Origin of the sequence: Pseudescherichia sp., assembly GCF_032052675.1 — a bacterium.
In the GTDB taxonomy this organism is placed as follows: Bacteria; Pseudomonadota; Gammaproteobacteria; order Enterobacterales; family Enterobacteriaceae; genus Pseudescherichia.
On record NZ_DAMBWA010000005.1, the window covers coordinates 115104 to 128504 of the forward strand.

The window sequence follows — 13401 nt, forward strand, 5'->3', positions numbered from 1 at the left end:
TATGTTTGCAGGTCTTTTCTCCGCCTCTGTGGCCAGTGCCACGGAGGCGTTTCCCGTGCAGGCGGGCACGGTAGAGTTCCGCCAGGTCAGTAAGCGCTATGGCAATCACCCGGTCTTAAAGCAGATCGATCTTAAGGTTCATGCTGGTGAAGTGCTTGCCGTCTGCGGGCCGTCCGGCTCGGGTAAATCGACGCTGATCCGCCTGATCAACCAGCTTGAGACGGTGAGCGAAGGCGAAATCTACGTTGACGGTAAACCCACCAGCAGCCTGACAGGCAAGGCGCTGCGCGAGCTACGACGACATGTAGGCTTTGTCTTCCAACAGTTCAACCTCTACGCCCATCTTAACGCGCTGGATAATATCACCCTCGCGTTAACCAAAGTGCACGGCCAGCCGCAGCGTGAAGCGGAGGAGACGGCGCTGGCGCTATTGGAGCGGGTCGGATTACGCGATAAGGCGCACCATCTGCCCTCCCAGCTCTCTGGGGGCCAGCAGCAGCGAGTGGCAATCGCCCGCACCCTGGCGGCAAAGCCGCATATTATCCTGTTTGACGAGCCGACCTCGGCGCTCGATCCCGAGACGATCGGTGAAGTGTTACAGGTCATGCGCAGCCTGGCCCACAGCGGCATGACACTGATCGTGGTGACCCATGAGATGCAGTTTGCCCGCGAGATAGCCGACCGGGTGATCTTTATCGACGGCGGTGAAATTCTTGAGCAGGCTGCACCGGAACAGTTCTTTACCGCTCCGCTGCATCCCCGGGCGCAGCGCTTCCTGCAGAAGGTGCTTAACCCGCTGCATGCAGAAAACCGGGAGCTGTAATGAACATCCATCTCGACTGGGCCGGGGTGCTTACCGGCCAGCCTGCGCAGTGGATCCTTTCCGGTTTTCTCACCACTATTTGGGTCACCGTTGCTGGCATTTTACTGGCCACGGTGCTGACCGTACTGCTGCTCTCCCTCAGGCTGGCAGGAGGCGCGCTGGGGCGCGGAGTGGTCGCCGTATGGGTATCGCTGTTTCGCAACACGCCGCTGCTGGTTCAGCTGCTGTTCTGGTATTTTGCCGCCTGGAACCTACTGCCGCAGGGTTTTCGTCAGTACGTCAATGACGATCACGCCTTCAGCATCCTGCCGGGGGACGTCTGGTGGTTTACACCGGAGTTCCTCAGCTCTGCCTGGGCGCTGGGCCTGTTTACCGCCGCCTTTTTGGTGGAGGAGATTCAGGCCGGGCTGCATGCCGTAGCAAAGGGGCAGATTGAGGCGGCTAAATCGCAAGGATTCAGCGAGCTGGCGCTGTTTCGTTGGGTGCTGCTGCCCCAGGGGTTACGCAACGCCTGGCAGCCGGTGGTGGGACAGTATCTGAACCTGATGAAGCTCTCGTCGCTGGCGACCGGGATTGGCTTTGCCGAGCTAACCTATCAGACCCGGCAGATTGAGAGCTACAACGCCCATGCGCTGGAGGCGTTTGCCGTTGGCAGCGTTCTCTATCTGCTGCTGGGGCTGGTGATGAGCCTGCTGTTCAACGCGCCGGTGTGGTGGCGTGCCGCGCGACAGGAGAGGGCGATGGCGCGCAGGGAGGTGCATGATGATCGCTAATATCACGGTAATTACCGATAACCTGGACTATCTGCTGCTGGGCCGGGCGGCTCAGGGCGAGCCGGGCGGGGTGCTGCTGTCGGTGCTGATGACGCTTGGGGCGGCGCTGCTGGCTTTTCCCGGCGGGATCGCGCTGGCCTGCCTTGCCTGGCGCTTCAAGGGCTGGCCGCGCAACGTGCTGTTTGCCTGGGCGGAGATCATCCGCGGCATTCCGCTGATCTTCGTTATCTTCTGGCTGTGGTTTCTGCTGCCGATGTTAACCGGGGCCGATCTGCCCGGTGCGGTGACCGTGACTCTGGCGCTGGCGTGGTTTACCTCTGCCTCGGTGATGTACTCCACGCTTGCTGCCATCGGCTCGTTGCCCAAGGGACAGCATGAGGCGGCGCTGGCGGGAGGCTTCAGCAGCGTCCAGCTGCTGCGCTGGGTGCTGCTTCCGCAGGCGCTGCGTAACGCGCTTCCCTCTTACGTGGGGCTGCTCATTGCCCTGCTGAAAGACACGTCGCTGGCGTTTATTGTCAACGTCCCGGAGCTGACCACCGTCGCGGGCCAGGTCAACAGCCGGGTGCAGGTCTATCCGGCAGCGCTGTTTATCTTTACCGGACTGGTCTACTACCTTCTCTGTACCCTGTTGGAGCACTCGGTTAAGCGCTGGCAGCGCCGTAGCTTACTGGCGGCCAAGTAGCAGCGATACCAGACCCGCCGCAATCAGTGGCCCGACCGGCACGCCCCGGAACAGGGCCACGCCCAGCACCGTCCCTACCAGCAGTCCCGCTACCAGCGAGGGCTGCGCGCTCATTAGCGCGACGCCGCGTCCGCCAAGCCACGAAACAAAGATCCCAACCGCAATGGCAATCAGCGACTTCCAGTTTACAAAGGAGTGCAGCAGCGTTGAGGGCGGCAGCGTGCCGCTGGCGATCGGGGCCATGACGCCGATGGTGAGAATGATAATCCCGATGGTCAGGCCCTGTTTCTCAATCCACGGAAAATAGACGTTCAGCGGGGTCATGCGGATCATAATCAGCACCATGATCGACACGGCAACGGTAGTGTTGTGGCTAATGAAGCCAAGGGCAGTCAGGCCCAGCAGGATAAACAGCGTGGTATCGAACATAAAGGGTGGTTCCAGGCAAAAAAAGAAGCCCGCTTACTTTACCCTATCTGCGTATGGCAGCAGAACTTTTTCACCCCGCTACGAAAGTTCCTAAAAGTTTCACTTAAAAACAGTTTGGCTGTCATTGAATGTTCATGTCGCCCTATTATGAATGCTGTATCGCGCAGAAAAGAGACGACAAAATGAACGATCCGATGCTGACCGAGACGCTGATTATTACCTCATCCTTTTTAGGCATCATCGCCGTGCTGGTCGCGTCGGTGCTTATTCTGGAGCGGATGGGGTGACAGACGCCGGGTGGCGGCTAACGCCTTACCCGGCCTACACGTTCTGCATGCTGTTGTAGGCCCGTGCAAGCGAAGCGCCGCCGGGCAGCCGGTAAATCGCTTTACCGGCTGGGTAGGTGTTAGTTGTGAGAATCCGAGGTCTGTTTATGGAACAGCTCGCGGAAGACTGGGTAGATATCCTCCTGGTCGCGGATATGCTGCATAGCAAAGTTTTCAAACGTTGCCTGCAGATGCTCATACTCACGCCACAGGGTCTGATGCGCTCGACGGGTGATCTCGATATAGCTGTAGTAGCGCACCACCGGCAATATTTTCTTCGCCAGAATCTCATGACACAGCGGTGAATCATCGGCCCAGTTATCGCCATCCGACGCCTGCGCCGCATAGATATTCCACTGCGCCGGATCGTAGCGCTCCTTAACTACCTCATCCATCAGCTTCAGCGCGCTAGAGACAATCGTCCCGCCGGTCTCCTGAGAGTAGAAGAACTCATGCTCGTCGACCTCCTTCGCCTGCGTGTGGTGGCGGATATAGACCACCTCTACGTTCTTATAGGTTCTGCTCAGGAAGAGATAGAGCAGAATATAAAAACGCTTGGCCATATCCTTAGTGGCCTGGTCCATTGAGCCGGAGACGTCCATCAGGCAAAACATCACCGCCTGACTTGAAGGCTCCGGACGCTTCTCGTAGTTCTTGTAACGCAAATCAAAAGTGTCGATGAACGGGACACGCTCGATCTTAGCCCGCAGCTCAGCAATCTCCTTACGCAGTCGCTCCTCTTCCAGCAGCTGTGCAGGCTCACTCTTCGCAACGGTTGTCAGATCCTCCTCCAGCGCCCGCAGCTCGCGCCGTTTACCCGCCGTCATCGCCGTTCGGCGTGCCAGCGAATTTTGCAGCGAGCGCACGACGCTGATGTTGGCTGGCACCCCGTTGGAGGTGTAGCCCGAGCGGTGCGTTTTATACTCGTTAAGCTGCCGATGCTGGTTCTTCTTCAGGTTTGGCAGGGCCAGATCTTCAAACAGCAGGTCAAGGTACTCATCTTTCGAGATCTGAAAGACAAACTCGTCCTGGCCTTCGCCATCCTGGCTTGCCTGACCCTGGCCGCTACCTCCGCCACCGCCGCCGCCCTGCGGACGTTCGATACGGTCGTTCTGCACAAAGTGATCGTTGCCAGGATGTACACGGTTGCGTAGGCCACCCCGACCCTGGTGGAACATGGGTTCGCTAATATCTTCTGAAGGAATAGAGACGGACTCGCCGCTCTCTACGTCGGTCACCGAGCGCTTGTTGATCGCCTCGGAGATCGACTGCTTTATTTGCGATTTATAACGGCGCAAGAAACGCTGACGGTTAACCGTGCTCTTGTTTTTGCCGTTAAGACGCCGGTCGATGAACCAGGTCATAAGCCCTCCATCCACGGTGCTTTGCCGTTCCAGTGGTCGGCCCGGTAGGCGTGTGCGCTACCGGGCCTCTGTTTTAGGACGATTTACGAACGCGCAGATACCATTCGCACAGCAAGCGCACCTGTTTACGGGTATAACCTTTCTCCATCATCCGGTCGACAAAATCGTCGTGTTTCTTCTGCTCATCCGTAGAGGTTTTGGCGTTGAACGAAATCACCGGCAGCAGCTCCTCGGTGTTCGAGAACATTTTCTTCTCGATGACCGTGCGCAGTTTTTCGTAGCTGGTCCAGTTCGGATTGCGGCCGCTGTTATTGGCGCGGGCGCGCAGTACAAAGTTGACGATCTCATTGCGGAAGTCTTTCGGGTTGCTGATCCCGGCAGGCTTCTCGATTTTTTCCAGCTCTGCGTTCAGGGATTCACGGTCAAACAGCTGACCGGTATCCGGGTCGCGATACTCCTGATCCTGGATCCAGAAATCCGCATAGGTCACGTAACGGTCAAAAATGTTCTGACCGTATTCGGAGTAGGATTCCAGGTAGGCGGTCTGGATCTCTTTACCAATAAATTCGGCATATTTTGGGATCAGATAACCCTTCAGGAACTCAAGATAGCGTTCGGCCTGCTCTTGAGGGAACTGTTCACGCTCAATCTGCTGCTCCAGCACATAGAAGAGATGTACCGGGTTCGCCGCGACCTCAACGTGGTCAAAGTTAAAGACCCGGGAGAGAATTTTAAATGCGAAGCGCGTCGATAGCCCGTTCATCCCTTCGTCTACCCCGGCGTAGTCCCGATACTCCTGATAAGACTTCGCTTTCGGATCGGTGTCTTTCAGACTTTCGCCGTCATAGACACGCATTTTTGAGTAGATACTGGAGTTTTCCGGCTCTTTCAGACGCGAGAGGATAGAGAAGCGAGACAGCGTCTCGAGGGTTCCCGGCGCGCAAGGGGCATGAGCCAGCTCGCTGTGATTAAGCAGCTTCTCGTAAATTTTGATCTCTTCCGAGATGCGCAGGCAGTAGGGCACCTTCACGATATAGACGCGGTCAAGGAAGGCTTCGTTGTTCTTGTTGTTACGGAATGTCACCCACTCAGATTCGTTCGAGTGAGCAAGGATAATGCCGTTGAATGGCAGGGCGGAGATCCCCTCCGTACCGTTGTAGTTCCCCTCCTGGGTTGCCGTCAGCAGCGGGTGCAGCACCTTAATCGGCGCTTTAAACATCTCGACGAACTCCATGATGCCCTGGTTGGCCCGGCACAGCGCGCCGGAGTAGCCGTAGGCATCAGGATCGTTCTGGGCATGGTTTTCCAGCTTGCGGATGTCGACTTTACCCACCAGCGCGGAAATATCCTGGTTATTCTCATCGCCGGGTTCGGTTTTGGCGATGGCGATCTGCTCCAGGATGGACGGCCATACTTTTACTACCCGGAACTTAGTGATATCGCCACCAAATTCATGCAGGCGCTTGGCCGCCCACGGTGACATAATCGTGCCGAGATAGCGGCGCGGGATGCCGTACTCTTTCTCAAGGATCTGCGCATCTTCCTGCGGGTTAAACAGGCACAGAGGGTGGTCGTTTACCGGGCTACGCTCGCCGTTGGCGCTCAGTACATAGATCGGCACGCGCTGCATCAGTGATTTCAAGCGCTCAGCAAGGGAGGATTTACCGCCGCCGACCGGCCCCAGCAGGTAAAGGATCTGTTTCTTCTCTTCCAGCCCTTGTGCAGCGTGTTTCAGATAGGAAACAATCTGCTCGATGGCATCCTCCATGCCATAAAACTCTTCAAACGCTGGGTAACGTGCGACAACCCGATTCGAAAATAGACGGGAAAGCCTGGGCTCAAGAGCTGTATCTACCATCACGGGCTCGCCGATAGCCGTAAGTAGCCGTTCTGCCGCATTCGCATAGGCGCTGCGATCCTGGCGGCAAATGGTGAGAAACTCCTGCAGGGTGAACTCTTCGTCCTTGGCAGCTTCATAACGCTGGCGATAGTGATCGAATATATTCATGGCATGCCGTCCTTTCGTTTTAGCACAAGAAAAGAGCCGTTCATATGAATAGTGGAGGCTCCCGGAAGAGATAAGCTGAACGACGCTAGCTCTACTTCAGCACCGGAATACAGCAACCCTTATGCCAGGTTGTGAACGCCAGCAGTTAACGCGCCCGCGATACACCTTCTTAAAATTAAGCGTAGATGGCATTTGCAAAACTTGCATTGCACGGCAATCTACTTTCAATGACATATCAATAACTCATCTAAATTTATTTTCTTCATAGATAAAGGGTGGTGAAGACGATTCATCTCTCTGTCATCTAACCTTAAGCAGGTTGTCATGCTAAAAAAGCATGCTGTTGCGTTCAGTTATATAATAATCAGTGAAAAAATTTGGGATGACGGAGGCGGGCGGTTACACTGCTCCCGCTGATTATTTGACTACAGGAAGGAAAGGATTGTGACCAAACTCAAATTTCTGGCGCTTGGTGTATTTATCGCATCATGTGCCGCAACGGCAAACGCAGCGGGCCCTTGGTCGATTGGCGCGGGCGTCGGTGTGCTTGAGACACCTTATAAAGATTACGATCGCGAAGTCGCCCCCGTCCCGGTGATCAACTACGAAGGCGAGAACTTCTGGTTCCACGGCCTCGGCGGCGGCTACTATCTCTGGAACGATGACAGCGATAAGCTCTCTATCACCGCCTACTACAATCCGTTCCACTTCCGGCCGAAAGACAGCGATGACTGGCAGCTGCGCCAGCTCGATAAGCGTAAATCTACGCTGATGGCGGGTCTGTCTTATGTGCATAACACCCAGTACGGTTTTTTACGCACCTCACTGGCTGGCGACACGCTTGATAACAGCAACGGTATCACCTGGGATCTGGCCTGGCTCTACCGCTATACCAACGGCGGTCTAACCCTGACGCCGGGGATTGGTGCCGAGTGGAGCAGCGAAAACCAGAACGAATACTACTACGGCGTCTCGGGTCATGAGTCTCGTAGCAGCGGTCTGCGTACCTATGATCCAGACAGCGACTGGAGTCCGTACCTGGAGCTGAGCGCCAGCTACCAGCTGAACGATAGCTGGAGCGTATATGGCATAGGCCGCTATACCCGTCTGGGGGATGAGATCAAAGACAGCCCGATGGTTGATAAGTCCTGGGCCGGGGTCTTCTCTACCGGGGTGACGTACAGCTTCTAACGCTTATACTCAAAGCATCGTGCATTCCACATGCACGATCCAGACATATCAACAGGGCGCTTGCGCCCTGTTTGTTTTACGGTAGGGCAATCGTTCCAGGAGAATCAAACCAGGAGGAAACCATGACAGAAAAACGTGTGCAGTTTGCCGACAGCCAGCCGCTGGCCGCTATCGGGCAGGGCACCTGGTATATGGGTGAAAATCCCCGTCAGCGGCAAAACGAGGTGGCAGCGCTTCGCGCCGGACTGGATCTCGGCCTGACCCTTATCGACACTGCTGAAATGTACGCCGACGGTGGTGCAGAGGTGGTGGTAGGTGAAGCGATTATGGGCAGGCGCGACGAGGTGTTTCTGGTGTCGAAGGTCTATCCGTGGAATGCGGGGGGCCAGAAGGCGATTTCCGCCTGTGAAGCCAGTCTACGCCGTCTCGGCACCGACTATCTCGATCTCTATTTGCTGCACTGGCGCGGTAACTACTCTCTGGCCGAAACCGTTGCGGCGATGGAGACCCTGATCCGCCAGGGAAAAATCCGCCGCTGGGGCGTCTCCAATCTCGACTATAGCGATATGCAGGAACTCTGGCAGGTTGAGGGCGGGAAAGCATGCGTGACCAACCAGGTGCTCTACCATCTCGCCTCCCGCGGCATTGAATTTGATCTCCTGCCCTGGTGCCAGCAGCAGCATCTGCCGGTGATGGCCTACTGTCCGCTAGCTCAGGCTGGCCGCCTGCGCGATGGCCTGCTGGAAAACGCTACCGTTCGCGAGATCGCCCACGGGCATGACGTCAGTGCCGCACAGGTGCTGCTGGCATGGGTTATCAGCCATAAGGGTGTAATGGCGATCCCGAAGGCCGCCAGCGTCGCGCACGTTAAGGAGAACGCTGCCGCGCTCGATTTAACTCTGTCAGCGGATGAACTGAGCCAGCTTGATCGTGCCTTTCCGGCACCGGGCCGCAAAACGCCGCTGGATGTGGTGTAGAGAAAAAGCCCTCTCTGGGTGAGAGGGCACAGCGCGTTTAACGATTAACGCTTGCTCACGCGAATGGTTTGCGCCAGACGGGACGGCTTCTCTTCGGTGGTTTTCTGCGGTACGGTCACGCAGGCTGACTCCACGCAAACAAAGGTTTTGTAACCATCGTCCGGCATATCGGCCATGCTGACAGAGAGGGCCGGGCCTGGGTTCCAGCCCACCACGTTGCTGTGATGGTGGTGGATCACCTCAATCGCGCGATTTAGCGCACCGTCGTGGATAACGCTGCACGCTTCCGGATTGAGATAGACACGGTCGGTACGGTCCGGGAAGGTCTGCACGCCGTCGGTCAAAACATCTTCCTGGGCGTTGTTCACCTTATCGATAAAACGATCGCCGAGCCCGCTAACCTTCACCGCGCTGATGTCGCCCACGTTAAAATAAGTGTGCAGGGCGGAGGTGGTCTCAAACTCGCCGTGGGCTTCCAGCTCAATCTCACAGGTCTGGCAAAGCTTAAAGCGGGCAAAGAGGGTGAAATCGTGCGGCCACAGTTCACGGGTCGCGTCGCTGCTTTGCAGTTCAAAGGTCAGCACCACGCCGTTCTCATCTTCGTTATGGGCGGTGAGCGTCCACGGCAGGATGCGGGCAATACCGTGGGCGGGCAGACCCTGCTGCTGCGCCGGGCCAAACCACGGCCAGCACACGGGTACACCGCCGCGCAGCGCCACGCCATTTTTGAACGGCGTATTGCCGCTCAGCCACAGCACTTCCTCTTCGCCTGCCGGTTTAAACGAGAGCAGATGCGCGCCCTGTAGGGCAAAAGAGGCTTTTACCTGCGGGTGATCGATGACAAGCACCTCCAGCTCGTCCAGCTGGCGGCGGGAAATCACCGGGGTAATGTGTTCGACTACCGGAAGAGCAAAAATTTTATTAATCATATTCGTATCCCTCAATCCTCTGTCTTAAGCCAAAAAAAAGAGCGACCGAAGTCGCTCTTAAGTTGAGTGTCACATCTTATTTGGAGATGTGCGCAATCAGGTCCAGTACTTTGTTAGAGTAGCCGGTTTCGTTGTCGTACCAGGAGACCAGTTTAACGAAGTTGTCGTTCAGTGCGATACCTGCTTTGGCATCGAACACGGAAGTGCAAATTTCGCCGTTGAAGTCGGTGGAAACAACGTCGTCTTCGGTATAACCCAGAACGCCTTTCATTTCGCCTTCAGAAGCGGCTTTGATGGCTTTCTTGATCTCTTCGTAAGACGCTGCTTTTTCCAGACGTACGGTCAGGTCAACAACGGATACGTTCGGAGTCGGAACGCGGAACGCCATACCGGTCAGTTTGCCATTCAGTTCTGGCAGTACTTTACCTACTGCTTTAGCAGCACCGGTAGAGGACGGGATGATGTTCTGGGACGCGCCACGGCCGCCGCGCCAGTCTTTGTGAGACGGGCCATCAACGGTTTTCTGAGTAGCGGTAGTCGCGTGAACGGTAGTCATCAGGCCTTCGATGATGCCGAAGTTGTCGTTGATAACTTTCGCCAGCGGTGCCAGGCAGTTGGTGGTGCAGGATGCGTTAGAAACGATGTCCTGGCCTTCGTATTTGTCAAAGTTAGCGCCTTTAACAAACATCGGGGTGTTATCTTTAGACGGACCGGTCAGAACAACTTTTTTCGCGCCAGCAGTGATGTGCTTACGAGCAGTCTCGTCGGTCAGGAAGATACCGGTAGCTTCAGCAACAACGTCAACGCCGATTTCGTCCCATTTCAGGTTAGCCGGGTCTTTTTCAGCGGTAACACGGATGGTTTTGCCGTTAACAACCAGATGGCCGTCTTTGACTTCAACGGTGCCGTTGAAACGACCGTGAGTTGAGTCATACTTCAGCATGTACGCCATGTAGTCAGCGTCTAACAGATCGTTGATGCCAACGATTTCGATGTCAGAACGTTCCTGAGCAGCACGGAAAACAATGCGACCGATACGGCCAAAACCGTTGATACCTACTTTGATAGTCATATATTCCACCAGCTATTTGTTAGTGAATAAAAGGTTGGCTGTAAAATTACAAAAACCTTACGCAGCGTCAAGCGGAATCGTGTCAATCATTGCGACAAATCAATCCTGTGCATAACCTTTGCGCGGCGATGTCGTCTCACTATTCCAATCAGCTACAACCCGTATGGGGCCGCCGGCGTGGATTTTAAAGGGCATGCAGGATAAAAACGTGAAATAGATCACAATTCCTCCGCTACATTTTCGCACCGCCTAAGTTTAGAACAAAAGTCAGGACGCCACTGTTAATGTTTTGTTAGAATCACACAAAAGATGTAAATGACCCTATAGCGAGAAGCAAGCATATGGCTAATCACTCCTCTCAGGATGACCTGAAAAAAAGCCTTACTGAAATGCAGTTTTATGTGACGCAAAACCACGGCACAGAGCCGCCGTTCAGCGGTAAGCTGTTGCATAACAAGCGCGAAGGCGTCTATCACTGCCTGGTGTGCGATGCTGCCCTGTTTAACTCTCAGAGCAAATATGACTCCGGCTGCGGCTGGCCAAGCTTCTACGAGCCGGTCAGTGAAAATGCTATCCGGTATCTTAACGATTACTCACATGGCATGCAGCGAATTGAGATCCGCTGCGGCAATTGTGACGCCCATTTAGGCCATGTTTTCCCGGATGGCCCACAGCCGACCGGGGAGCGTTTCTGTGTCAATTCGGCCTCGTTGAGCTTCAACGATGAGGCTGACGGCGAGCAGATTAAGGGCTAGAGAATCGATTCAGCAAATTATTCCACCAAAGCGGGTGAACGATGGAAATTAATGAGCTTGTGGCAAGCATGACGCCGGAAGTTTATCAGCGGCTGGCGACGGCAGTTGAGACCGGGAAATGGCCCGATGGCGTGGCGCTAACGCCGGAGCAGAAAGAGAACAGCCTGCAGCTGGTGATGCTCTGGCAGGCACGTCACAATACCGAGGCGCAGCATATGACCATCGATACCAACGGCCAGATGGTGATGAAGAGCAAGCAGCAGCTGAAAGAGGAGTTTGGCATCGCGCCCAAACCGATCGCGACGTTCAAGTAATGCATTGGTAAACGCCGGGCGGCACTGCGTTTGCCCGGCCTACACACCCATGTAGGCCCGGTAAGCGTAGCGCCACCGGGCATTAATCAGGCGTGGGTCTCTACCCAATCTGCCAGCGTATAGAGCGTTGCCCCTTCGGACGCCATCTCCATAAACGCCTGAGCGCTGTCCTGCTTACCAATATTCACTCCCCGGCAGCCGTCGGTTATCACGTTGACCTGATAGCCCAGCTGTAGCGCATCCAGCACGGTAAATTTCACGCAGTAGTCCGTCGCCAGACCCAGCACGATAAGCTCGGTGATACCGCGCATGCGCAGCCAGGCATCCAGCCCGGTCTTCTGCTTATGGCCGTTGTCAAAAAAGGCGCTGTAGCTGTCAATGGTCCGGTTTTCACCTTTGTGAAAGACCTCGTCAATGGCTTTTTGCTGAAGCAGGGGATGCAGCTCGGCACCCTCGCTTCCCTGAACGCAGTGATCGGGCCAGAAGGTTTGCGGAAGCCCATCCAGCGTTCCCTGGGTATAGGGCTCTACAGCGTGCTGGCTGGCAAAGCTGCCATGATCGGCCGGGTGCCAATCCTGACTGGCTACTACCGCATCGCCACGCACTTTACACCAGTCGATCAGCGCATTAGCTACGTCAACTACGCTGTCGCCCTCCGGGACCGCCAGCGCCCCACCGGCACAAAAATCGTTCTGTATATCCACCAGCAAGAGTGCGCGTTGTGTCATGACAAGCTCCTTATTCGTCCGGGGTTAGCTCGCCGCGCAGGTTCTGGGTCATCGCCTGGCGAATGGCCTCGGCGTCCAGATCCTGGCTTAGCAGCCAGTGTAGCTTAGTCAACGTCGCCTCAACCGTCATGTCCGCGCCGCCGATGACACCCGCATGGGCCAGTGCGTTGCCGGTGGCGTAGCCGCCCATGTTCACCTTGCCAGACATACACTGGGTGAGATTAACCACCACAATGCCACGCGCGCTGGCTGCCTCCAGCTCGCGCAGAAACTCGCCATTCTGTGGCGCGTTGCCTACGCCATAGGAGCGCAGGATCAGCGCCTTTACCGGCTGGCGCAGGAAGTTGCGCACCACGTCGGCGGAGATGCCTGGATAGATCGTCACCACGCCGATCGGCTGCGGGGTAATGCGGTGAACAATTAGCTCACCGTTGCAGCGCGGCGCGCCGGGGTTGCCGAGGCGACGGATATGGATGCCCGCTTCCAGCAGCGGTTGCAGGTTCGGGGAGTCGAAGGCGTTAAAGCCGTCCGCGTGGGCTTTTGTGGTACGGTTACCGCGAAACAGACGGTTGTTGAAGAACAGCGTCACTTCGTTAATCGGATAGTTAGCCGCGACATAGAGGGCGTTGAGCAGGTTAATCTGCCCGTCAGAGCGCAATTCCGCGAGGGGTATTTGTGACCCTGTCACTATTACCGGTTTGCCAAGGTTCTCCAGCATGAACGACAGCGCCGAGGCGGTAAAGGCCATTGTATCGGTGCCGTGCAGGATCACAAAGCCATCGTAGCGATCGTAGTTAGCTTTGATATCGTCTGCGATGTGCTGCCAGTCTTCGGGGGTCATATCCGACGAATCCATCAGCGGATCATATTCGTGGATAGTAAAGTCTGGCATCTCTGGACGATGAAACTCGGGCATCAGCGCCAGCTGGCGTTGCAGATGGCCAGAGACCGGAATGTATCCCTGTTCCGAACGCTGCATGCCAATGGTCCCGCCGGTATAGGCGACGTAAATTGATTTTTTTTGCATGGT

General features: G+C 55.9%; 15 protein-coding genes. 8 read left to right on the forward strand and 7 right to left on the reverse strand.

Annotated features, from left to right (window positions below):
• The first annotated feature begins 1 nt into the window (after position 1).
• From RTX96_RS09005 to RTX96_RS09015, 3 genes are read left to right on the forward strand one after another with little or no spacing between them, the layout of a single operon-like run.
• A complete protein-coding gene (locus RTX96_RS09005; protein WP_312670767.1) occupies positions 2 to 823 on the forward strand; it encodes an amino acid ABC transporter ATP-binding protein in 822 nt (273 codons plus the stop codon).
• The gene (locus tag RTX96_RS09010) at positions 823 to 1596 is read left to right on the forward strand and encodes an amino acid ABC transporter permease (RefSeq protein WP_312670768.1); all 774 of its coding nucleotides are present in this window, start codon (positions 823 to 825) and stop codon (positions 1594 to 1596) included. Before RTX96_RS09005 ends, RTX96_RS09010 begins: the two co-directional genes overlap by 1 nt.
• Entirely contained in the window at positions 1586 to 2278 is a 693-nt protein-coding gene (locus tag RTX96_RS09015; protein WP_312269687.1) for an ABC transporter permease subunit, read from the forward strand. The genes RTX96_RS09010 and RTX96_RS09015 overlap by 11 nt, the downstream gene beginning before the upstream one ends.
• Here RTX96_RS09015 and RTX96_RS09020 read toward each other — a convergent pair.
• Positions 2261 to 2707 carry a DUF441 domain-containing protein gene (locus RTX96_RS09020; RefSeq protein ID WP_103821151.1) on the reverse strand — a complete coding sequence of 149 codons (447 nt, stop codon included), beginning with the start codon at positions 2705 to 2707 and terminating at the stop codon, positions 2261 to 2263. The two genes, RTX96_RS09015 and RTX96_RS09020, sit on opposite strands and share 18 nt — an antisense overlap.
• A 182-nt stretch (positions 2708 to 2889) precedes the next feature.
• Here RTX96_RS09020 and yoaI point away from each other — a divergent pair, with 182 nt between their 5' ends.
• Positions 2890 to 2994, forward strand: a complete 105-nt coding sequence (gene yoaI / locus RTX96_RS09025; RefSeq protein WP_279538280.1) for a small membrane protein YoaI — start codon at positions 2890 to 2892, stop codon at positions 2992 to 2994.
• A gap of 119 nt (positions 2995 to 3113) precedes the next feature.
• Here the strand turns inward: yoaI and RTX96_RS09030 are convergent, their stop codons facing one another.
• Together RTX96_RS09030 and yeaG are read right to left on the reverse strand one after the other, a co-directional pair.
• A complete protein-coding gene (locus tag RTX96_RS09030; protein ID WP_312269686.1) occupies positions 3114 to 4397 on the reverse strand; it encodes a YeaH/YhbH family protein in 1284 nt (427 codons plus the stop codon).
• Positions 4398 to 4470: 73 nt separating this feature from the next.
• Complete coding sequence (gene yeaG, locus RTX96_RS09035; RefSeq protein WP_103821147.1) at positions 4471 to 6405, reverse strand: protein kinase YeaG; 1935 nt, start codon at positions 6403 to 6405, stop codon at positions 4471 to 4473.
• Between the two features lie 444 nt (positions 6406 to 6849).
• Between yeaG and RTX96_RS09040 the strand changes: the two genes are divergently transcribed.
• Both RTX96_RS09040 and RTX96_RS09045 read left to right on the forward strand, forming a co-directional pair.
• Entirely contained in the window at positions 6850 to 7596 is a 747-nt protein-coding gene (locus tag RTX96_RS09040; RefSeq protein WP_103821146.1) for a MipA/OmpV family protein, read from the forward strand.
• Positions 7597 to 7718: 122 nt separating this feature from the next.
• The gene (locus RTX96_RS09045) at positions 7719 to 8573 is read left to right on the forward strand and encodes an aldo/keto reductase (protein ID WP_312670769.1); all 855 of its coding nucleotides are present in this window, start codon (positions 7719 to 7721) and stop codon (positions 8571 to 8573) included.
• 44 nt (positions 8574 to 8617) lie between these two features.
• Here the strand turns inward: RTX96_RS09045 and RTX96_RS09050 are convergent, their stop codons facing one another.
• Together RTX96_RS09050 and gapA are read right to left on the reverse strand one after the other, a co-directional pair.
• Complete coding sequence (locus RTX96_RS09050) at positions 8618 to 9502, reverse strand: D-hexose-6-phosphate mutarotase (RefSeq protein ID WP_312670770.1); 885 nt, start codon at positions 9500 to 9502, stop codon at positions 8618 to 8620.
• Positions 9503 to 9578: 76 nt separating this feature from the next.
• Positions 9579 to 10574, reverse strand: coding sequence for a glyceraldehyde-3-phosphate dehydrogenase (gene gapA / locus RTX96_RS09055; RefSeq protein WP_103821143.1), 996 nt, complete (start codon positions 10572 to 10574; stop codon positions 9579 to 9581).
• Between the two features lie 341 nt (positions 10575 to 10915).
• Between gapA and msrB the strand changes: the two genes are divergently transcribed.
• Together msrB and RTX96_RS09065 are read left to right on the forward strand one after the other, a co-directional pair.
• On the forward strand, positions 10916 to 11329 hold the full coding sequence (msrB, locus tag RTX96_RS09060) for a peptide-methionine (R)-S-oxide reductase MsrB (RefSeq protein ID WP_103821142.1): 414 nt from the start codon (positions 10916 to 10918) through the stop codon (positions 11327 to 11329).
• A 41-nt stretch (positions 11330 to 11370) separates the two neighbouring features.
• Positions 11371 to 11643 (forward strand): YeaC family protein, encoded by a 273-nt coding sequence (locus RTX96_RS09065; protein WP_103821141.1) that lies wholly within the window; start codon positions 11371 to 11373, stop codon positions 11641 to 11643.
• 86 nt (positions 11644 to 11729) lie between these two features.
• Here RTX96_RS09065 and pncA read toward each other — a convergent pair whose 3' ends face one another.
• Positions 11730 to 12371 carry a bifunctional nicotinamidase/pyrazinamidase gene (gene pncA, locus RTX96_RS09070; protein ID WP_312670771.1) on the reverse strand — a complete coding sequence of 214 codons (642 nt, stop codon included), beginning with the start codon at positions 12369 to 12371 and terminating at the stop codon, positions 11730 to 11732.
• A gap of 10 nt (positions 12372 to 12381) precedes the next feature.
• Entirely contained in the window at positions 12382 to 13398 is a 1017-nt protein-coding gene (ansA, locus tag RTX96_RS09075; protein ID WP_103821139.1) for an asparaginase, read from the reverse strand.
• Positions 13399 to 13401: the final 3 nt, after the last annotated feature.

Excerpts from the sequence above, each read along its gene's own strand:
- RTX96_RS09005 (WP_312670767.1), top strand. The coding sequence starts at position 2 with ATGTTTGCAGGTCTTTTCTCCGCCTCTGTGGCCAGTGCCACGGAGGCG.
- RTX96_RS09010 (WP_312670768.1), top strand. The coding sequence starts at position 823 with ATGAACATCCATCTCGACTGGGCCGGGGTGCTTACCGGCCAGCCTGCG.
- RTX96_RS09015 (WP_312269687.1), top strand. The coding sequence starts at position 1,586 with ATGATCGCTAATATCACGGTAATTACCGATAACCTGGACTATCTGCTG.
- RTX96_RS09020 (WP_103821151.1), bottom strand. The coding sequence starts at position 2,707 with ATGTTCGATACCACGCTGTTTATCCTGCTGGGCCTGACTGCCCTTGGC.
- yoaI (WP_279538280.1), top strand. The coding sequence starts at position 2,890 with ATGAACGATCCGATGCTGACCGAGACGCTGATTATTACCTCATCCTTT.
- RTX96_RS09030 (WP_312269686.1), bottom strand. The coding sequence starts at position 4,397 with ATGACCTGGTTCATCGACCGGCGTCTTAACGGCAAAAACAAGAGCACG.
- yeaG (WP_103821147.1), bottom strand. The coding sequence starts at position 6,405 with ATGAATATATTCGATCACTATCGCCAGCGTTATGAAGCTGCCAAGGAC.
- RTX96_RS09045 (WP_312670769.1), top strand. The coding sequence starts at position 7,719 with ATGACAGAAAAACGTGTGCAGTTTGCCGACAGCCAGCCGCTGGCCGCT.
- RTX96_RS09050 (WP_312670770.1), bottom strand. The coding sequence starts at position 9,502 with ATGATTAATAAAATTTTTGCTCTTCCGGTAGTCGAACACATTACCCCG.
- gapA (WP_103821143.1), bottom strand. The coding sequence starts at position 10,574 with ATGACTATCAAAGTAGGTATCAACGGTTTTGGCCGTATCGGTCGCATT.
- msrB (WP_103821142.1), top strand. The coding sequence starts at position 10,916 with ATGGCTAATCACTCCTCTCAGGATGACCTGAAAAAAAGCCTTACTGAA.
- RTX96_RS09065 (WP_103821141.1), top strand. The coding sequence starts at position 11,371 with ATGGAAATTAATGAGCTTGTGGCAAGCATGACGCCGGAAGTTTATCAG.
- pncA (WP_312670771.1), bottom strand. The coding sequence starts at position 12,371 with ATGACACAACGCGCACTCTTGCTGGTGGATATACAGAACGATTTTTGT.
- ansA (WP_103821139.1), bottom strand. The coding sequence starts at position 13,398 with ATGCAAAAAAAATCAATTTACGTCGCCTATACCGGCGGGACCATTGGC.